The organism is Arthrobacter sp. 05T410, assembly GCF_056396505.1.
In genome coordinates this window covers 261,295-279,852 of record NZ_JBFTLP010000005.1, presented here as the reverse complement: position 1 = coordinate 279,852, position 18,558 = coordinate 261,295, and the positions used below count along the sequence as shown (strand labels likewise).

17 protein-coding genes are annotated in these 18,558 nt (G+C 68.2%); 9 read left to right on the top strand and 8 right to left on the bottom strand.

Features of this window, described 5'->3' with window-relative positions:
• Positions 1-109: 109 nt before the first annotated feature.
• Positions 110-2,173 (bottom strand): TPM domain-containing protein, encoded by a 2,064-nt coding sequence (locus AC1DFR_RS10010; RefSeq protein WP_476873225.1) that lies wholly within the window; start codon positions 2,171-2,173, stop codon positions 110-112.
• A 296-nt stretch (positions 2,174-2,469) separates the two neighbouring features.
• Here AC1DFR_RS10010 and AC1DFR_RS10005 point away from each other — a divergent pair, with 296 nt between their 5' ends.
• The 6 genes from AC1DFR_RS10005 (at position 2,470) to AC1DFR_RS09980 (ending at position 9,061) form a co-directional block, all read left to right on the top strand.
• Complete coding sequence (locus AC1DFR_RS10005; RefSeq protein WP_476873224.1) at positions 2,470-4,200, top strand: S1C family serine protease; 1,731 nt, start codon at positions 2,470-2,472, stop codon at positions 4,198-4,200.
• A gap of 243 nt (positions 4,201-4,443) precedes the next feature.
• Positions 4,444-5,256 carry an electron transfer flavoprotein subunit beta/FixA family protein gene (locus AC1DFR_RS10000; protein WP_476873223.1) on the top strand — a complete coding sequence of 271 codons (813 nt, stop codon included), beginning with the start codon at positions 4,444-4,446 and terminating at the stop codon, positions 5,254-5,256.
• 16 nt (positions 5,257-5,272) lie between these two features.
• Positions 5,273-6,223 carry an electron transfer flavoprotein subunit alpha/FixB family protein gene (locus tag AC1DFR_RS09995; RefSeq protein ID WP_223913937.1) on the top strand — a complete coding sequence of 317 codons (951 nt, stop codon included), beginning with the start codon at positions 5,273-5,275 and terminating at the stop codon, positions 6,221-6,223.
• 4 nt (positions 6,224-6,227) lie between these two features.
• Positions 6,228-7,007 (top strand): PIG-L deacetylase family protein, encoded by a 780-nt coding sequence (locus AC1DFR_RS09990; protein ID WP_459385285.1) that lies wholly within the window; start codon positions 6,228-6,230, stop codon positions 7,005-7,007.
• Between the two features lie 74 nt (positions 7,008-7,081).
• A complete protein-coding gene (locus AC1DFR_RS09985; RefSeq protein WP_028277966.1) occupies positions 7,082-7,612 on the top strand; it encodes a gluconokinase in 531 nt (176 codons plus the stop codon).
• 54 nt (positions 7,613-7,666) lie between these two features.
• Complete coding sequence (locus tag AC1DFR_RS09980) at positions 7,667-9,061, top strand: GntT/GntP/DsdX family permease (protein ID WP_476873248.1); 1,395 nt, start codon at positions 7,667-7,669, stop codon at positions 9,059-9,061.
• Between the two features lie 136 nt (positions 9,062-9,197).
• Here AC1DFR_RS09980 and AC1DFR_RS09975 read toward each other — a convergent pair whose 3' ends face one another.
• From AC1DFR_RS09975 to AC1DFR_RS09960, 4 genes are all read right to left on the bottom strand, one after another.
• Positions 9,198-10,097, bottom strand: coding sequence for an anti-sigma factor (locus AC1DFR_RS09975; protein WP_043436603.1), 900 nt, complete (start codon positions 10,095-10,097; stop codon positions 9,198-9,200).
• A gap of 10 nt (positions 10,098-10,107) precedes the next feature.
• A complete protein-coding gene (gene sigK / locus AC1DFR_RS09970; RefSeq protein WP_223913940.1) occupies positions 10,108-10,713 on the bottom strand; it encodes an ECF RNA polymerase sigma factor SigK in 606 nt (201 codons plus the stop codon).
• A 306-nt stretch (positions 10,714-11,019) separates the two neighbouring features.
• Positions 11,020-11,487, bottom strand: coding sequence for a tRNA (cytidine(34)-2'-O)-methyltransferase (locus AC1DFR_RS09965; protein ID WP_026538402.1), 468 nt, complete (start codon positions 11,485-11,487; stop codon positions 11,020-11,022).
• Positions 11,488-11,570: 83 nt separating this feature from the next.
• Positions 11,571-12,557 carry a J domain-containing protein gene (locus AC1DFR_RS09960; RefSeq protein WP_476873222.1) on the bottom strand — a complete coding sequence of 329 codons (987 nt, stop codon included), beginning with the start codon at positions 12,555-12,557 and terminating at the stop codon, positions 11,571-11,573.
• 141 nt (positions 12,558-12,698) lie between these two features.
• Between AC1DFR_RS09960 and AC1DFR_RS09955 the strand changes: the two genes are divergently transcribed.
• Positions 12,699-13,616 carry a diacylglycerol/lipid kinase family protein gene (locus AC1DFR_RS09955; protein WP_476873221.1) on the top strand — a complete coding sequence of 306 codons (918 nt, stop codon included), beginning with the start codon at positions 12,699-12,701 and terminating at the stop codon, positions 13,614-13,616.
• Positions 13,617-13,677: 61 nt separating this feature from the next.
• Here the strand turns inward: AC1DFR_RS09955 and AC1DFR_RS09950 are convergent, their stop codons facing one another.
• A complete protein-coding gene (locus tag AC1DFR_RS09950; RefSeq protein WP_476873220.1) occupies positions 13,678-14,106 on the bottom strand; it encodes a hypothetical protein in 429 nt (142 codons plus the stop codon).
• Between the two features lie 92 nt (positions 14,107-14,198).
• On the opposite strand from AC1DFR_RS09950, the gene AC1DFR_RS09945 reads away from it, so the two are divergent.
• The gene (locus AC1DFR_RS09945; protein WP_476873219.1) at positions 14,199-14,969 is read left to right on the top strand and encodes a helix-turn-helix transcriptional regulator; all 771 of its coding nucleotides are present in this window, start codon (positions 14,199-14,201) and stop codon (positions 14,967-14,969) included.
• Here AC1DFR_RS09945 and AC1DFR_RS09940 read toward each other — a convergent pair.
• Positions 14,911-15,912 (bottom strand): DMT family transporter, encoded by a 1,002-nt coding sequence (locus AC1DFR_RS09940; RefSeq protein ID WP_476873218.1) that lies wholly within the window; start codon positions 15,910-15,912, stop codon positions 14,911-14,913. The genes AC1DFR_RS09945 and AC1DFR_RS09940 overlap by 59 nt on opposite strands.
• Positions 15,913-16,063: 151 nt before the next feature.
• On the opposite strand from AC1DFR_RS09940, the gene AC1DFR_RS09935 reads away from it, so the two are divergent.
• Positions 16,064-17,305, top strand: a complete 1,242-nt coding sequence (locus tag AC1DFR_RS09935; RefSeq protein WP_476873217.1) for a cysteine desulfurase family protein — start codon at positions 16,064-16,066, stop codon at positions 17,303-17,305.
• On the opposite strand, the gene AC1DFR_RS09930 is transcribed toward AC1DFR_RS09935, so the two are convergent.
• Entirely contained in the window at positions 17,302-18,540 is a 1,239-nt protein-coding gene (locus AC1DFR_RS09930; protein ID WP_476873216.1) for an NAD(P)/FAD-dependent oxidoreductase, read from the bottom strand. The genes AC1DFR_RS09935 and AC1DFR_RS09930 overlap by 4 nt on opposite strands.
• Positions 18,541-18,558: the final 18 nt, after the last annotated feature.

Here is an 18,558-nt window from a genome sequence, read left to right as displayed (position 1 = left end):
ATGATGTATCGCATCTATCCGCTGTCCGGGCCCTTGCGGCCGGCGCGTGGTCTGTCGAGTTTCCTGCTACTGCTTTCCCACTGTGTCCCCTGCGGGGGTGGCGAACAGGCTAGAAACTTCCGGAGTCCCCGCCACCGAAGTCTCCGCCGCCGCCAAAGTCGCCGCCGCCCCAGCCGCCGCCGGAGTCATCGCCGCCTCCGCCGCCCCAGCCGCCTCCGCCGCCGCCCCAGCCTCCGCCGCCTCCGCCGTGGAGGATCGAGTTGATGAGGATTCCGCCGAGGATCGCGCCGCCGAGGCCGCCCCCGCCGCTGCCGCCGAACATGCCGCCCCGACCGTAGCCTTGGCCCTGGTTGGCGTAGCCGCCGAATTGGTCGACGTCGGACTGGGCCAGCTGCGCGGCCTGTGCCGCCAGTGCGTAGGCCTGCTGTGCGTACTGCAAGGCCGTGACGGGGTCGGTGCGGGAAATGGAGAGCGCATAGTCCAGGTTCCGCTGGGCTTCCGCCAGGCGTGTGCGCGCGTCGGTGCCTACGCCGCCGCGGCGGGCGGTGATGTAGTCCGACGTCGCGCTGATCTGGGCCTGGGCCGACATGATGCTCTGCTGCAGTGAGGCCTGGGCCCGGCGCGCCTGGTCCTGCTGGTCGCGGATTCCGGCCAGGGACTGGTCGAGTGCCTGGTGGGCCGTGACGACCCGTTCCAGCGTCGCGATCGGATCAATCTTGCCGCCCTGGATTTCCGTTTTGACCTGGGCGAGCGCGGCTTCCGCCGCAGCCACGGGGCCGGCAAGTTCCGGATGGGCGCCGGACTGGATCATCGCCTTCGCCTGGGCCAGGTCCTGCGCGGTATCGACGACGGCGGCTTCCAGGCTGCTGCGTGCCCCGTCGAGGCTGCCGGCCACCTTGGTGATGGCGCCGATCAGCACGTTCGTCTGGTGCAGGCTTTCCTCGGCGGCGCGGACGGCGACCGCGGCGAGGCTGCTTTCACCCGCGGCGAGCTTTTCCTGCGCCGCCGTGGAGGCGTTCTGCACGAAATCGAGACGTTCCTTGGCCTGTTTGATGTTGTCCGCGACCTGGACCAGGGCGCTCTCGGCGTACTTGGCCCGCAGATCGGTCAGTGACTGTTCGGCGGCGGCAAGCTTTGCCTGGGCGTCCGCGGCGCCGGCACCGACGGCGGCGAGGGCCTGCGGGGCGTTCTTTTCCAGCTCCCGGAGGGAATCGAAATCGGCTTTCTGTTCCTGCAGCGATGCCAGCGCGGCTTCGGAGCGGCCGATGATTTCAACGAGCCAGCTCCGTTGCTGCTCCTCGGTGTCGGGGATGTGGTCGTCAAGCTGCTGCTGCAGCTTGAACGATTCCGTCATGTGGCCCTTGGCCTCCTGCAGAGCCTTGGTGAAATTGCCCACCGCGGCGTCCCCGTATTGGGCCTGGGCGAATCCCAGCTCCTGCTCGCTGGACTTGATGGCGTCATCGGCCTCGATCAGCAGGGAATCGCTCTTCCGGCGCAGCTCGGCCACGCTGAGCCCCGCCAGCGGGTCCGGCTGCCCGCCTTGGGCCCCGGCTGACGCCCCCGAACTTTGCAGGGCCTTCTTCCGGCGGCTGCGCAGGTACAGGTACGTTCCCGCACCGCCCACAGCCACGACGCCGACTCCCACGAGGACGGCGCTGCCCGCTCCGGCGCCGGACGGCACCGTTCCGCTGCCGCCGCCCGCCGCGTCGCCCACAGCAGCGGCCGTATCAATGGCTGCCTGGGCGAAGTCGCGCTTTCCGCCGGCCAGGTTCGGCACGATGGCGTTCTGGACGATAGTGGACGTCTTGGGATAGATGGCGCTGGCCGAGCTGGGGGAGAAGTAGTACTTGCCGTCGTCGGACATGGTCAGGATGACGTCGGCCTTGCCCATGCCCTTGTTGGTCGCGACGGCCTGGGCCCACGCCTTGGGTTCGGCCGGATTCTCGAACGTCTTTGCCGTGATGACGTAGAGGTTGTACTTGTGGTCCTTGAGGAGCTTCTGGATGGCGTCCTGGACTTCGGCCTTGCGGCTGCCGAGCACGTTCGCACTGTCCACGATGTTCTGCCCGGACGGAATGGTCACCGGATCTTCGGCCAGGGCCGGAGCGGCGGGGAGCGCCAACAATCCAGCGACGCCAAGGACGGCGAGGAAACGATTCAACTTAGACCGCATGTGCAACCCTTCAGCACTTCTGGGACCGGTTCGGTCGAACCAGCCGTCACAGAAAGCAGCAGCGCCCCCACGCAGATGTAAAGCCGCAGGTCGCTGTGGCATTTCCATTTGATTCTATGGTGCACCCAAAAGGCAGTCCACCTAGGGGAATATGCCACCAGCGAAACGGGCTTAAACTGGGAAACACGGGCCCGCAGGCCGCAAACTGTCCGTTCAGGAACCTCCCAGCAAATGTCCGCTCTAGTGTCAGCCTGAGCGTTCATAGTTATAGGCAGACGAGGACGAAAGGAAGTCTCATGACTGAGAACCCAGTGCCGGGTGTGTCACCGGAGCCGACACAACAGAACCAGGAACCGGCGGGAGGGCGGGAGGGCTCGCCGGAGCAGCCGCATGCCGGCCGCGCGCCTGAGGCGGCACCGGGAAATCCGGCATCCGAAAGCACGACGTCCGAAAACTCAGTAGCCGGAAGCCCGGCGCCCGAGAACCCGACCCTCCGGCTGGACCGCGCCGAGGACGGCGCGCCGCGTCCGGTGTACCAGCAGCAACAGCCCTCCGCCGCGGATACCCAGCAGATCGGCGCCCCGGCCCAGCAAACCGGCCCGTACGGCGGGTTCTCCCAGTCCGGCCAGGGCCAGCCCGCCCAGCCCGGCCACCCGCCCTACGGCCAGTCCCAGCAAACCCCGTACGGGCAGTCGCCGCAAACCCAGTACGGCCAGGCCCACTACGGCGCCAACCCTTACGGCGGCCAGCCGCAGCCGGGTCCGTCCTACCCTTCCGGCTCCGGCTTTGCGAACGACCCGGCGCACGCCCCCAAACGCAAGGCGGCATTCGGCGTCCCCACCCTCGTGGCCAGCATCGTGGCCGCCGGCCTGATCGGCGGCGGCGTGGTGGCCGGCAGCAACGCCCTGCTGGGCGATCGCCTTTCCCCGTCCGCCGCGAGCAACACGAGCCAGGCCGGTCCGGTGATCGTCAACAACAGGGAAGACGTCAACGCCATCAGCGCCGCCGCGCTCAAGGCTTCCCCCAGTGTGGTGACCATCAAAGCGACCAGCGGCAGCGACGGCGGCACCGGCAGCGGGATCATCCTCGACACCCAGGGCCATGTGCTGACCAACACCCACGTGGTGACGCTCGACGGCAAGGCCGCGAACGCCACCATGGAGGTCCGGACGAGCGACGGCAAGGTCTACTCCGCGAAGATCGTCGGTACCGACCCGCTTTCCGACCTCGCCGTGATCAAGATCGACAACCCCTCGGGACTGGTCCCGGCAACTCTCGGTGACTCGGGCAAGCTGAACGTCGGTGACACCGCCGTCGCCATTGGATCGCCGCTGGGACTTACCGGCACAGTCACGGACGGCATCGTCTCAACCCTGAACCGGACCATCAGCGTGGCATCCTCGGCTGCGCCGAAGGGCGGTGCGGACAACTCCCAGGGCGGTGACCAGGGCTTCCAGTTCGCGCCCCCCGGCGGCGGCGAGACTCCGAGCACCGCGGATCAGGGATCCATCTCGATCAACGTCATCCAGACGGACGCGGCCATCAACCCGGGTAACTCCGGCGGCGCGCTGGTGAACACCAAGGGCGAAATCATTGGCGTCAACGTCGCGATCGCCTCCGCCGGCGGCGACGCGGCCAGCGGAAGCAGCAGCGGCAACATCGGCGTGGGCTTCAGCATCCCCATCAACAACGCCAAGCGCGTGGCCCAGGAGATCATCAGCGCCGGCAAAGCCACCCACGGGCAGTTCGGGGTCAGCGTGAAGCCCAAGGCCGCAGGCTCGTCCTCCTCCGGGTTCTCGGTGGGCGCGGAGGTCGCGACCGTCGAGTCCGGCTCGGCCGCAGACAAGGCCGGCATCAAGGTCGGCGACGTCGTGACGAAGTTCCAGAACCTGACCATCAGCGATCCCAACCAGCTCACCGCGGCGGTGCGGGAACAGGCCGCCGGGGCCACGGTCAAGGTGACGGTGCTGCGCGGCGGCCAGCTCAAGGACGTCGACGTGACGCTCGGCGCCGCAGCCGAGCAGTAGAGCTGGGCGAAAGCAAACAGCGCAGCTGTAAATCAAGGCAGCAGCAAACAGGCCGGGCGGCACCGAAAAGGTGCGGCCCGGCCTTTGCCGTCCCGGGCCAGTTCACTGACACAGACCTTAACCCTGGCCGCGCTGCCCGGCGGCTATATGGTTAGCTAGGAACAGCCCGGCTGCCGGGCATTCCGTGGCCATGACCCCGTCAGGGGCGGCTGTCCACCCGCATGGAAGGCTGCTGTAGACACAGTGGAAGAAACTCTGAAAATCATTGTGCTGGTCAAGCACGTCCCGGATACGCAGTTCGACCGCCACCTCACAGGTGAGGCCAACACGGTGGACCGCTCCGAAAGCATCCTGTCCGAACTGGATGAATACGCCCTGGAAGCTGCGCTGCAGCTGACCGAGGCCCGCGGCGGAGAAGCGGCCGGCAATAAGGTCATTGCGCTGAGCATGGGCCCGGCCGGGGCAGTCAATGCGGTGAAGAAGTCCCTCCAGATCGGCGCCACGGAAGGCGTGCACCTCAGCGATGAGGCCCTGGCCGGCTCGGATGCCGCGGCCACGTCGCTGGCGCTGGCCGCCGCGATCCGCCACCTGGGCGCGGATGTCCCCGCGGACCTCATCCTCACCGGAATGGCCTCCACGGACGGCGAGACCTCGCTGGTCCCGGCACAGCTCGCTGAGCGGCTGGGCCTCCCGCAGGTCACCTTCGCCGCGTCCCTCGAGCTCGACGCCGGCAAGGTCACCGCCCGCCGCGACGGCGACACCCACGCGGACACCATCGAGGCCACACTCCCGGCCGTCGTTTCCGTCACCGACCAGATCAATGATCCGCGGTACCCGAACTTCAAGGGCATCATGGCGGCGAAGAAGAAAACCATCACCACCTTGAGCCTTGCCGACATCGGCGTGGACGCCGCCCAGGTGGGCCAGACCGGTTCCTGGACCGCAGTCGAGACCGCAGAGGCCCGCCCACCGCGGACGGCCGGCACCATCATTACCGACGAAGGCGACGCCGGCATTCAGCTGGTCGAGTTCCTGGCCGCCCAGAAGCTGCTCTAAAGGGGATTATCCGAACATGGCAAAAGTACTCGTTTTCATCGACAACCCCGGTGCGGCGCTGAAGAAGTCGAGCCTGGAACTGCTCACCATCGCCCGGTCCCTGGGCGAGACCGTCGCCGCCGTCAACGGCGAACTGCACGACGACGCCGCCTCGACCCTGGCCGCGTACGGCGCCCAGGCACTGTACCGCCCGTCCGCCACGGACCTCGACGACTACCTCGTCGGACCCAAGGCGGCATTCCTGGCCGCGGCCGCCGCCGCCGCCGGTGCGGGCGTGGTCCTGGCCGAGAACTCGGCCGAGGGCAAGGAAATCGCCGCCCGGCTCGGCATCAGGCTCGGCGCCGGCGTCATCACCGACGTCGTAGCCGTGGATCCCGACGGAACGGCGCACAAGTCGGTCCTGGCCGGGTCCTACACCAGCGCCGCGAAGGCGGTGACACCCGTTTCCGTGCTGACCGTGAAGCCCAACAGCATCACGCCCGAGCCCGCGGTCACCGGCACGGCGCCGGAGAGCATCACTGTCCAGGTTCCTGACGTGACTGCGGCTGCCGCGCGGGTTACGGCGCGCACCGACAAGCCTGCCAGCGGACGCCCCGATCTGTCCGAGGCACGGATCGTCGTGGCCGGCGGCCGTGGCGTGGACGGCAACTTTGGTCCGCTGGAGGAACTCGCCGACGCCCTCGGCGCAGCCATCGGAGCCTCGCGGGCTGCCACGGACGCCGGCTGGATCGGCCACGACGCGCAGATCGGCCAGACCGGCAAGACCGTCGCACCGCAGCTCTACATCTCCGCGGGCATTTCCGGAGCCATCCAGCAGAAGGCAGGCATGCAGACCGCGAAGGTGATCGTGGCCGTGAACAAGGACGCCGAATCGCCGGTTTTCGAGATCGCGGACTTCGGCATTGTGGGCGACCTCTTCCAGGTCCTGCCGCAGGCCACCGCCGAAATCAAGAAGCGCAGAGGCTGACCGCATGAGCACCACCGCCGTCCCGGCACAAAGCCCGTTCGACCCGGAGACCACCCGGATTGAGCGGGTGCTTTGTTTCACGGCCCACCCGGACGACATCGATTTCGGCGCAGCCGGCACGGTTGCAGCCTGGACCGCCGCCGGAGTCCAGGTCAGCTACTGCATCATGACCGACGGCGACGCCGGCGGCTTTGATCCGGAGCAGCGCGAGGAAATTGTGCGGCTGCGCGTTGCGGAGCAGCAGCGCGCCGCCGCCCTGGTCGGCGTCACAGACATCCATTACCTGCACCAGCGTGACGGCTACCTCGAACCCTCGCATGAGGTGATGCGCGAGGTGGTGCGCCTGATCCGGCAGCTCCGGCCCGACGTCGTGCTCTCCATGCATCCGGAACGCAACTGGAACCGGATCCAGAAGAGCCATCCGGATCATCTCGCCGTGGGGGAGGCGGTGACCCGCGCCGTGTACCCCGCGCTGGAAAACCCGTTCGCATACCCGGAACTGGCCGAGTCCGGGCTGGAGGCCTACAAATTGCCCTGGCTGTGGCTCTTCGCCGGGCCGGAAGAGCGCGAAAACCACTTCGTGGACGTCACCGGGCATGTGGAGAGCAAGCTGGCCGCCATCCACATCCACGTCAGCCAGCACCCCGACGTCGACGCCATGGAGCGCACGGTCCGCGCCCTCATGCTCGGCACCGGGGCCCGGGCCGGACTTCCCGCCGGGCGCAGCGCCGAGGCCTTCCATGTCGTAACAGTCAACGGCCAGGGAACCATCGCCGGTTTCTAGTGTTGCTGCAGCACAACCTCTGCCATATGCTGGCCTCTGTTTAAATCATATTTATTGATGGAAGGCAGACTTTGATGGCGAAGACTGCGCAACACCCCGTTCTTGTGATCATGGGCGTCTCCGGATCCGGCAAATCAACTGTCGCGGGACTTCTGGCCGGCAGGCTGGGCTGGGACCTGGCCGAGGGCGACGACCTGCACCCCGAATCAAACGTGGCAAAGATGCACGCAGGGCAGCCGCTGACCGACGAGGACCGGTGGCCCTGGCTCGAAAGCATTGCGGACTGGATCCGGGCCCACACCGGCGCCGGGAATCCCGGCGTCGTGACCTGTTCGGCGCTGAAGAAGCGCTACCGGGACGTTCTGCGCGGCGAAGGGGTGGTTTTCGTGTTCCTCGAGGGATCACGGGACAAGATCTCCGACCGGCTGGCCTCCCGCCACGGGCACTTCATGCCCCCGGCCCTGCTGGAGTCCCAGTTCGACGCGCTCGAAGCCCCCACGGCAGACGAAAACTTCATCTCCCTGTCCGTCTCCGCAACGCCGGCGGAAGAAGCACAGGAAATCATCACCCGACTTAATCTCGACGCCGCCGACGCCAGGCCCTGAGCCTTCCCGCGTTTCGCCGCGACCAAGGAATTTTTTGTGAAATCACTGATAGCAATGCAGCTTCCGGCTGCCGTTGAGGCCGGGACCGGCGTCAATACCCAACTACTGGTCATCGCGGGTCTGGGCATCGCCCTGCTCGTGGTCCTGATCGCCAAATTCAAGTTCCACCCCTTCCTGGCCCTGATTCTGGGGTCAGGATTCGTCGGCCTCGCTGCCGGTGTGGAACCGGCCAAGGTGATCATCAACTTCGAGGACGGCGTGGGCGGCGTCCTGAAGGAAGTCGGTCTGTTGGTCGCCCTCGGCGCGATGCTGGGCAAGCTGCTCGCGGACTCCGGCGGCGCGAACCGGGTGGTCGACACCCTCCTGGCAAAGGCCACCGGAAACAAGCTGGTCTGGTCCATCACGCTCGTAGCCGTGATCATCGGCCTGCCGATGTTCTTCGAGATCGGTCTCGTCCTGCTGCTGCCGGTGATCGTCCTGGTCACGCAGCGCTCCAAGATGCCCCTGATGCGCATCGCCATCCCGGCGCTGGCCGGCCTGTCCGTGCTGCACGGGCTGGTGCCGCCGCACCCGGGACCGCTGATCGCGATCAGCGCCGTCAAGGCTGAACTGGGCACCACACTGGCCCTCGGCATCCTCATCGCCGTCCCCACGGTGATTATCTGCGGCCCGCTCTTCTCCCGCCTGGCGGCCCGGTGGGTCCCGGTGGGTGCCCCCGCCGTCGCCGGCGGCGTCGATACCGTGCACGGCGCGGACATGGAGGGCGTCAAGCGCCCGCCGAACTTCACCGTCACGCTGTTGACCATCATCTTCCCGGTGGTCCTCATGCTGCTCAGGGCCGTTGTGGACATCATCTGGCCGGACCCCAAGACGGCCCCCGCGATCCGGATGTTCTTCGACTTCGTCGGGCAGCCGCTGGTGGCGATGACCCTGGCCGTCCTGCTGGCCATGGTGACCTTCGGCTACGCCGTGGGCCTCAACGGCGCCAAGATTACGAGCAAGATCGCTGCCAGCCTGGGCCCGATCGCGGGGATCATCCTGATTGTCGGCGCAGGCGGCGGCTTCAAGCAGACGCTGATTGGTGCCGGTGTGGGTGACTCGGTGAAGGCCTGGGCCGAGGGGACCAACATGTCCGTGCTTGTGCTCGGCTTCATCGTGGCCGTTGCCCTGCGCCTGGCGACAGGCTCAGCCACCGTCGCCACCGTGACGGCCGCCGGCATCGTGGCACCGCTGGCCAGCTCGCTGTCGCCGACGCACGCCGCCCTCCTGGCCCTCGCGATCGGCGCGGGCTCGCTGTTCTTCTCGCACGTGAACGACGCCGGGTTCTGGCTCGTCAAGGAGCTGTTCGGACTCACTGTGGGCCAGACCTTCAAGACCTGGTCCGTCATGGAAACCCTGATCTCCGTGGTGAGCTTCGGCCTGGTCATGCTGCTCTCGCTGGTCATTTAGCCGGGCGGGAAGCCGGCTTGCCGGGACGTCCGCCGGCCACAACACAAAGCCGCCCGGGCCTTGAGTCCTTCTACGGAAGGAGTCAAGGCCCGGGCGGCTTTGTGTGTGCGGGTGGCTTGCTGTCTCCTGCGGGTGGCTAGGCGTCCAGCGGTGCGGCGGCGACGGTCGGCAGGGTAGGCGACGCGGATCCGCCTTCGGGCTCCACGGTGATGCCCAGCGCGGCCGCGGAACCGATGCCCTTGACCACCGCGGGCTTGGACAGGGCTTCAGCGTCCATGAGGCCCTGCGAGACCGGGGCCGAGCCGTCCTTGGGGATCAGCCACATCTGGTAGACCTTGCCCACGGGCGGGGCCGGGACGCCGTTCATTTTGACGACGGCGGCATCCTTGGACGGGGAAATCGACACGGTGGCGGTGCCGCCGCCGTTGACGTCGACAGTAGCCTGGCGGACGTCGCTGGCCTGCATCACCTGATTTAGGGGATCGTTCTGGTTGGCCACGTAGGCTCCGACGCCCACACCGCCCAGGGCGATCACGGCTGCTGCGGCGACGCCGATAAGCCAGTTCCGCATGCCCTGCGGGCGGCGGCGCTCTTCCCTGCGCTGGCGGGCCGCACCGAGTTCGTCGGTGGCGGGCAGCGCGGAGCCGTCACGTACCGGATGCGGCAGCACCGGCGTCGCTTGCGGACCCGTGCCGGGAAGCGGCACTGCGGCGGGGGACTGCGCTGCGGCCTGCTCTGCTGTCTGCGCAGGCAAGGATGACATGATCCGGTCCAGCAGCCCGGGCGGAGGCTCTTCCTCTGCGGTGAAGCTGGTGGCCAGGGTCTCCCGGGCCTGCCGGACCCGCTCGTTGAAGGCAGCCCTGTCTGCTGCCGGTGCGGAGGCGAGGAACTGCTCGATTGCGGCGCGTTCGGCGTCGTCCACGGCGTTGAGGGCATAGACCTCGGCAAGGTCCACCACGCGGCCGGACGACAGGTCGGTGGCGATCTCGGCGGTGAAGCCGCCGGGGAGGCGGTTGTTGTTCTCATGTGCGTTCATATCGGTCAATTCAGCTCACCCCCAAGCAGGTCTTCAGTCGGATGAGTCCATCGCGGATGCGGGACTTGATGGTAGGTACCGCGGCATTCAGCCGCTCGGCCACTTCCCGGTAGGTGAGGCCGCCGTAGTACGCCAGCCGGACGGACTCCTGCTGCGTATCGGTCAGCGTCTCCATGCACCGGACCACGGCCTCGGCCTCGAGCCGGCTGCCGACTTCGTCCGAGACGGAATCGTGGTCGATCTCCTGGCTGCTGGCACCGTATCTGGCTTCGCGGTCGGTGGCGGACTGCGAGGACCGGACCTTGTCAACGGCGCGTCGGTGCGAGATCGTCATGAGCCAGGCGAGCGGACTGCCGGCGGCGGGATTGAATTTGGCGGCGTTCTGCCAGACCTGCAGGAAGACTTCCTGGGTGGTGTCCTCACTGAGTTCGGTATCGATCAGGACCCGGCGTGCCATGCCGAAGACGCGCCTGGAGGTGAGGCTGTAAAATTCCGCGAACGCCGTCTGGTCGCCCTGGGCAATCAGTGCCAGCAGGCTGCTGAGCCGGCCGTTGATGTCGGCTGAGGTGTCCGCCGGTGCGGCGGCCTCGGGGTTCGGGGCATTCGGAGTTTCCATCACTCCCAAGCATAGGGCGCTTGCAGCCCAACGCGGGCCAATCGGTGCGGCATGCGGCGAGGGGCCGGCCCCTGCCACGCGGGCAGAGGATCTGTCCAGATGTACTGTTCTCACCTGCCGCTCCTCGCTCCCTTCCGTTTCTCCGCACAATGCCCGGTAGACACAATGTGAGTGGGCGGATTGGTGTCCACCTTCAGAAGTGATTCGGTGCGCCCCGGCATCTGGATGGGCGTGCTGCGCGGGAATTCTTTCCCGCGGGCCGCCCGGGGGCCGCCGCACGTCCTGGCGCGCCTTCGCGGCGGACCGCTACAACTTGGCCCCTGCAAACCCGTTCTGGCGCCACGCCTCGTAGACGGCGATGGATGCCGCGTTGGCCAGGTTCAGCGACCGGAGGGCTGGGAGCATCGGCAGGCGCACCCGGGACGTCACCCGGGGACTGTGTTTGACTTCCTCGGGCAGGCCTACGGATTCAGGACCAAACAGGAGGACGTCGCCGGCACGGTAGCGGATGTCTGTGTACGTGGTCTCGCCGTCGGAGGTGAAGGCAAATACCCGTTCCGGCTCGAGAGCGGCCCACGCCGCGTCGATGTCCGGGTGGACGGTCACGACGGCGAGGTCGTGGTAATCAAGGCCCGCCCGCCGGAGTTTGGCGTCGGAAAAGTCAAAGCCCAGGGGCTCCACCAGATGCAGTTCGGCCCCCGTAATGGCAGCCAGCCTGATGGCGTTTCCCGTATTGCCGGGGATTTCTGGGGTGTGGAAGAGGATGCGGAACACCGTCCCATCCTAGCGAGCCGCCGGCGTCGAACGCGCCTCGGGCCTTCCCTCCGCCGGGGCGCAGGGGAGCGCCCGGGCGGAATCTAGTGCATTCCGCGCAGCAGGCGGGCCAGCACGGGAACGTTGACGGTGTTGGGCGCCGGTCCCGAGCCGAGGAACAACTTCAGGCCGCGGGCCAGGCCCGCGGCGTTGACCACCTCGACAAGGCCCGAGCCTTCCCCGTACACGCTTCCCTGGCCGCCGGGGGCGCGGCGGTGCCGGTCGATGACCGGTTGATGCAGATTGCCGTCCGTGCTGTGGACGACAATCCAGCCGGTGACATTGAGCTCGGGAAATATGTCCTGCATCCGGCGCACGATGTGGCCCAGCTGGGGCGGGGCGACGGAGCGTCCGCCGTGGGTCAACGTGCTGCCGTTCCATGCGTAGGCACCCGGCGGCAGCAGCATGGATCCGACGATCGCGAGACGGTACCCGGCAAGGACCGCGTGGTCGATGTGGCTGTTGTCCGCCGGGGACTGCAGCCCGTTGACAAGGCGCGCCGCCGGGATGGTGGTCAGGATCTGCCTGCTGATGAGCTGCACGGTGCGCATCTCGCGTTGGATCCGGGCTTCGGCGCCGAAGATGCCGCGCTTGCGGGGCATGCCGTGGACCTGCTGCCGGGCCACGCTGGCGGGAATCAGCGGCACTGCCGACCCGCCGTCAAACTGCTCGAACGGGGGAACGTAGACGGGTGGATCTGCGGCCGTATTCCGCGGCGTGTTCGGCCGGCGCACGTTGGCGGAGGCCCGGCTGCCCGCGGCGGGCGCGTCGAAGTGGGCGCCCTCATCGCCGGCGGGAGACGAATACGCGCCGCCGGATGCGCTGCCGTAGGAGCGGTCGTAGTCCGCGCGGCGCTTGGTGTCGATGAGGGTCTCGTACGCGAGCGTGACGCGCCGAAACGCTGCAGGGTCGCCGCCATGGTCCGGGTGGGCGGTCCGGGCGGCCTTGCGGTACGCGACTTTGATGTCCTTCTCCGTCGCCGTCACGGGGATCCCGAGGACCTGGTAATGCGAGCTGCTGCCCTGCGTCAAACAGAGATCCTTTTCGTTGATGGTGCCGGCGGTGGGAATGCCGGACCGTTCGTGGGCGTCCGGCGTGCCCAGTTTAACCGGCTGGAGGAATAACGACTGCGTGCACAGGGATGGTTCCCGGCGGCTGGCATAATTCAGCGCATGCTGATCGCCGTCGCCGTCAACCCGCGCGCATCCTTTGGCCGGGCGCGGCACGCCGGCAAGGACGCGGCGGCTTACTTCCGTGCAGCCGGGGCGGAGGTCCTGCTGCTGTGCGCGGACAGTTATGCCGGGCTCGCGCAGGCAGTTGAGGCTGCGCTGGAGTCGGGCGTGGATGCCCTCGTGGTGGTGGGCGGCGACGGCATGGTCCACCTCGGGCTTAACGCGATAGCAGGTGAAGGTGCCGGAGCAGGTGCCGGTGCCCGCCGGCGGGTTCCACTGGGCATCATTCCCGCCGGGACGGGCAACGACACGGCCCGTTCGCTGGGCCTGCCGCTGCACGACCTCCCGGCGGCCTGTGAACGGGCCCTGGAGTCTTTGGCCGGCGGCGGCCGGATGATTGACGCCGGCAGGATCACCGCCGGAGGATCCTCCCGCTTGTTTGCGGGCGTGGTCTCGGCCGGGTTCGATGCCGCAGTCAATGAGCGGGCCAATGACTGGCGCTGGCCGCGCGGCAAGATCCGCTACCAGCTCGCCATGCTGCGGGAACTGGCGTCGTTCCGGGCCATCGATTACACGGTGACTGCCGACGGCGAGAAGTGGCAGCAGGGCGCCATGCTGATTTCCGTCGCCAACGGCCAGTCGATCGGCGGCGGGATGAGGATCGTCCCGGGAGCCGCCCTTGATGACGGCTACCTGGACCTCTTCATTGTCAACCGGCTGTCCCGGACCCGGCTGCTGGCCGTGTTTCCCAAGGTCTTTGCCGGCAAGCACGTGGGCCACCCCGCCGTGCAGCTTCGCCGGGTCCGCACCGTGGAACTGTCTGCCGGCAATATCGTGGCTTACGCCGACGGCGAGCGGATCGGGGCGCTCCCGATGACCATTGAGGTCGTTCCGCGGGCCGTCTGCGTCCTGGCGTAGTGGCGTGGCCCGGCGTCTTCGCCCAGCTGCCGGGACCAGTTGCCGGGACCCGCCGTCTGGCCTAGCTGCCTGGCGTCGCGGCCGGCACGGCCTTGCGCGGGGACAGCCTGTTCAGCGCCAGGGCACCCACGAGCAGCCCGAAGTCACGCAGAGCGACATCGTAGAAGCCGCCGAGGACGATCAGGTTGATGATGATGCCCAGCAGCCAGGCGGCCACGAGCACCGATCCGAAGCGCGGGCGCAGCGCCACCGCCACGCCGGCGACGATTTCCACCACGCCAACGATGTACATGATCGTCTGGGCCGGCAGCGGGACCACCTGGGTCACCACGGGGGACAGGTACATCGTCCAGTCGGTCAAGAGGTTCGTGAACTTGTCCAGGCCGAACAGGATCGGCGCAACCGTAAAGACGGTCCGTAGCAGCAGGAAGGCCTGACGGTCCGCCGTGAGCTGCTGTGCGGGATTGGCGAGGGCTGGGGAAACTTTCATGGCATTGCTCCTTCTAAAAATAGATATCTCGATTTTAGAGGCCCCCGCAGCGATTAAGCAATGATTGTTGTTTTTAGAGATATTCTTGTGTCATGACCAAGCTTCCGTGGAACCACAGGCTGGCGGCGGTCGCGTCGCTGGGAGACGAGAGCCGCAGGAGGCTGTTTGACTTCGTCGCCTCAGCGGCAGATGCCGTTGGCCGGGACGATGCCGCGCAGGCCGTGGGCCTGGCGCGGAGCACTGCCTCGTTCCATCTGGACCGGCTCGTGAAAGACGGGCTGCTGGCTGTGGAGTTCCGTAAGCTCGGAGGGCGGGAGGGCCCGGGGTCCGGCCGGCCCGCCAAGCTGTACCGGGCCGCCGTGGATGAGGTCGCGGCCTCGGTGCCCGATCGCCACTATGATCTCGCCGCCGAGCTGCTGGTGTCCGCGATCGAGGACGCAACCAGCGGCGGCGGTTCGCCGCGGGAGGCCCTGCTTCGGGCTGCCCGCGCGAGGGGGCAGTCGGCGGGTGAGTCGGCAGCCCGCGCAGCCGGCCGCGAGCCGGCGGGGGCCACCGGGGCGCGGCCTGCGGACTCCGCCGGCAGCCCCGATGGCACCGGCCCGTTCGAGGACTTCCTGGCGGGGCAGGGCTATTGCCCGGCGGACGACGGCGGCGGGGGACTGGTGCTGCTGAACTGCCCGTTCCATCGCCTCGCCGCCGGGCACGCAGGCGTGGTGTGTGCCATGAACGGAGCCTTTCTCGGCGGGGCCTCAATGGCCCTGGGGGTCGAACCGGGCCGGATCGAAGCGCTCGCCATCGAAGATCTCAGGGAGCAGGGCGGCGCGCGGCCCGGGCAGTGCTGTGCCCGTATTCGTCCATCGTGACCGGACTGCCTGCGTGAGCCTGCCTGCCTGAAGCGGCGGCGGGCGGCCCGGCTTGGGCCCTGCCGCTGGGGTGGCCGGCGTTGCGGGCCTGGCCCTTGATTCCGGTCAGCAGCACGCCGGCGATCACCAGGAGGCCGCCTGCGATCTGCACGAGGGTGAGCGGGGTCCCGAACAGCACGGTGATGATCGCGGTGAAGACCACCATCAGGTTGAGGTAGTTTCCGGCGGTCCCGGACGGGGTGGTTTTCAGCGCCAGGTTCCAGAGGAGATAGGAACCAAGGGACGGGAACAGGGCGATATACGCCATCGACCAGCCTTCGGCCGCGGTATCGGGAAACCGCACGTTCATGGCGAGAGCAAACGGCGCCAGCGTCACGGTTGCGATCACCACCTGCACCGCTGTGGCCGCGATGGGCGGCACATCCAGCCGGCGGGCAACGATGGTGTAGAAGCCCCAGACGATGATCGCGCCAATCATCATGAGCTCACCGGTGTTGATGGCGAGGCTGACCACGCGGGCCAGCTCGCCCTGGGTCAGGACCAGCAGCACACCCAGCAGGCCAAGGCAGATGCCGAGCCAGCCCAGCCGTGTGGTCTTCTCACCGAGCAGGACGATCGCCATGACCACAATGAGGGCCGGGTTTGCGGCTGTCACCAGCGAGGCGTTCATCGCGGACGTGAATCCGAGCGCGCCGTAGAGCAGCAGTGTGTAGCCGCTCATGCCCAGGACACTCAGCAGCAGAAGCACGGGCCAGCGGCGCAGCACCGCGCCCCAGTCGGGCCGTTCAATGAGGTGGGCCAGGATCAGCAGCGGCACGGCGGCCAGGCTCCAGCGCCAGAAGGTCAGGTCCAGCGGTGTCATTGAGGCTCTGGCGGCCTGTCCGACGACGAAATTACCGGACCAGAACAAGGTGGCCAGCACAAGGCAGAGTGGCGCTTTCACCGCTTGAATGTACACCAGCCCCGGGTGCTTCACTGTGCCCTTCACTGTGCCTCAGGCCGGTGCCTTCGCCCTGACACTGTGCCTCTGCCCTGAGACTGTGCCTTCGCCCTGGCACCGCGGCAGCCCGGGCGCGCGCAGGTAGAATTGGGCTGTGCCTGTCTACCTCGATCACGCCGCCACCACCACCCTCGCCCCGGAAGCGCTGGCCGCGCTGACGCGCGAACTGGCCCGGACCGGCAACCCGTCCTCGCTGCATGGATCGGGCCGCCGTGCCCGGCGCTCCGTGGAGGACGCGCGGGAAGTACTCGCGGCGGCCGCCGGCGCCCATCCCTCGGAGGTCATCTTCACCTCCGGCGGGACCGAGGCGGACAACCTGGCGGTCAAGGGCCTGTACTGGGCCCGCCGGGCCGAGAACCCGGCGCGGACCCGCATCCTCTGTTCCGCCGTCGAACACCACGCGGTGCTGGACACCGTCGAATGGCTCGAACGGCATGAAGGCGCCGACGTGTGCTGGCTCCCCGTGGATGACGCGGGCGTCGTGGACCTGGCCGTGCTCGAAGCCGAGCTGTCCCGGGATCCGGGCTCGATCGCACTGGTGAGCGTCATGTGGGCCAACAACGAGGTCGGCACCATCCAGCCCGTCGCCCGGGTTGTGGAACTGGCACACGCCGCCGGCGTACCCGTCCACTCCGACGCCGTCCAGGCCTTCGGCTCCCTGCCCGTTGACTTCCGCGGGACGGGCCTGGACGCCATGTCCGTCTCCGGGCACAAGATCGGCGGACCGGTCGGCGTGGGCGCGCTGATCCTGGGCCGGGCGGTGAAGCTGACCCCGGTCCAGCACGGCGGCGGGCAGGAACGCGACGTCCGCTCCGGGACGCTGGACACCGCCTCGATCGCCGCGTTTGCCGCGGCCGCCGAGGCCGTTGCCGCGAAACTCCCCGAGGAAGCCGCCAGGATCGCGGCCCTTCGGGACCGGCTGATTGAGGGGGTCCGTGCGGCCGTCCCCGAAGCCGTCCTGCGGGGCGCCCCGGGCCCCGGGCGGTTGCCGGGCAATGCGCATTTCACGTTCCCCGGCTGCGAAGGGGACTCGCTGCTGTTCCTGCTGGACCTCGCCGGCGTCGAATCCTCCACGGGCTCCGCCTGCACCGCCGGTGTTCCGAGGCCCTCCCATGTGCTGCTGGCGATGGGCCTGGACGAGGACACGGCGAGGGGGGCGCAGCGATTTACGCTCGGGCATTCCTCAACCGACGCCGACGTCGATGCCCTGCTCGCGGCGTTGCCGGGCGCCTACGCGCGGGGCCGCCAGGCCGGCATGGCCGGGCATGAGTCCAGCATCCAGACCGCCGGAACGGTCGCGCGCGAGGCCGCCCGTCAGGCTTCCGGCAGGAGCTAATCCAGGAGCTGATCCAGGGGTACCGAGGAGTCGGCAAGCAGGTCCGGGCTCACGGCGGTGCGGGCGTTGATGAGCGCCTTGATCGCCTTCTGCGGCTTGGCGGCGCGGGGCCAGTTGACATTCATTCCGGCGATCACCTGGCCTTCGCGCTGCCAGAAGGCAATGAACTCCTTGTCCGCAAGCGAGCCGCGGATGACCGGCGGGCCGGCAACGAGCGTCGGGAAGCCCGAGTACTCCATGCTGACGTCGTACTGGTCCGTGTAGAAGTACGGGATGGTCTCCAGCGTGGCGTCGAGGCCGAGCATCGCCTTGGCTGCCACCTTGCCGCCATTCAGGGCATTGGACCAGTGCTCGCTGCGGTGGTGTTCCCCGGTGAACGGGTGCAGGGCGTTGGCGACGTCGCCTGCGGCGAAGATCCCGGGCGCCGAGGTCCGCAGCGACGCGTCGGTGAGGATGCCGTTGCGGATCCCGAGCCCGGCCGCCTCGGCCAACCCGACCTCCGGCACAACGCCGACGGCGATGACCACGAGGTCGGCGGGCAGGACTTCGCCCGAGTCGGTGACCACTGCCGTCGCCCGACCAAACCACCCCTGAATCTCGGCAGCGGACGCCGGAAGCCTGAACCGTACCCCGTGGGCTTCGTGCAGCCGGCGGAAGAAACCGCCCAGGTCCGGGCCAATCGCCGCGCCCAGCGGCACGTCCTCCAGCCCCATCAGGGTGACGGTGTTTCCAAAGGTGCTGGCGGCAGCGGCCAGTTCCATCCCGATCCAGCCGGACCCGACCATGACCACGTGCAAACCGCCGCCGGCAAGGCGGGCGTGCAGGCGCCGGCTGTCCTCGACCGTCCGGAACGTGCTGACGCCCTCGAGACCGCTGCCGGGCAGCGGGATGGTCCTGGGCCGCGCTCCCGTGGCAAGCAGGAGCGAGCCGTACTCCAGCCGCCGCCCGTCATCCAGAACCACAGCCCGGGCAGCCGGGTCCACCGCCGTGACCTGGACGCCGAGCCGGAGGTCGACGTCGTTCGCGTCGTACCAGTCCTCGGGCACCACAGGCAGGGCGTCGTCGCCGGCCTTGCCCAGCAGGTACTCCTTGGACAGCGGCGGGCGCAGGTACGGCTGGTGGGACTCGGCGGCCACCAGCACCACCGGACCGCTGAAGCCCTCCGCCCGCAATGTTTTGGCGGCGGTGGCGCCGGCCAGCCCGCCGCCCACGATCACGATGTTCCCGACAGCCATGTCCGCTCGATTCCCGCG

Bases quoted from the DNA above. Each gene is read 5' to 3' on its own strand.
- AC1DFR_RS10010 (WP_476873225.1), bottom strand. From the start codon at position 2,173: ATGCGGTCTAAGTTGAATCGTTTCCTCGCCGTCCTTGGCGTCGCTGGA.
- AC1DFR_RS10005 (WP_476873224.1), top strand. From the start codon at position 2,470: ATGACTGAGAACCCAGTGCCGGGTGTGTCACCGGAGCCGACACAACAG.
- AC1DFR_RS09995 (WP_223913937.1), top strand. From the start codon at position 5,273: ATGGCAAAAGTACTCGTTTTCATCGACAACCCCGGTGCGGCGCTGAAG.
- AC1DFR_RS09990 (WP_459385285.1), top strand. From the start codon at position 6,228: ATGAGCACCACCGCCGTCCCGGCACAAAGCCCGTTCGACCCGGAGACC.
- AC1DFR_RS09985 (WP_028277966.1), top strand. From the start codon at position 7,082: ATGGCGAAGACTGCGCAACACCCCGTTCTTGTGATCATGGGCGTCTCC.
- AC1DFR_RS09980 (WP_476873248.1), top strand. From the start codon at position 7,667: ATGCAGCTTCCGGCTGCCGTTGAGGCCGGGACCGGCGTCAATACCCAA.
- AC1DFR_RS09975 (WP_043436603.1), bottom strand. From the start codon at position 10,097: ATGAACGCACATGAGAACAACAACCGCCTCCCCGGCGGCTTCACCGCC.
- sigK (WP_223913940.1), bottom strand. From the start codon at position 10,713: ATGGAAACTCCGAATGCCCCGAACCCCGAGGCCGCCGCACCGGCGGAC.
- AC1DFR_RS09955 (WP_476873221.1), top strand. From the start codon at position 12,699: ATGCTGATCGCCGTCGCCGTCAACCCGCGCGCATCCTTTGGCCGGGCG.
- AC1DFR_RS09950 (WP_476873220.1), bottom strand. From the start codon at position 14,106: ATGAAAGTTTCCCCAGCCCTCGCCAATCCCGCACAGCAGCTCACGGCG.
- AC1DFR_RS09945 (WP_476873219.1), top strand. From the start codon at position 14,199: ATGACCAAGCTTCCGTGGAACCACAGGCTGGCGGCGGTCGCGTCGCTG.
- AC1DFR_RS09930 (WP_476873216.1), bottom strand. From the start codon at position 18,540: ATGGCTGTCGGGAACATCGTGATCGTGGGCGGCGGGCTGGCCGGCGCC.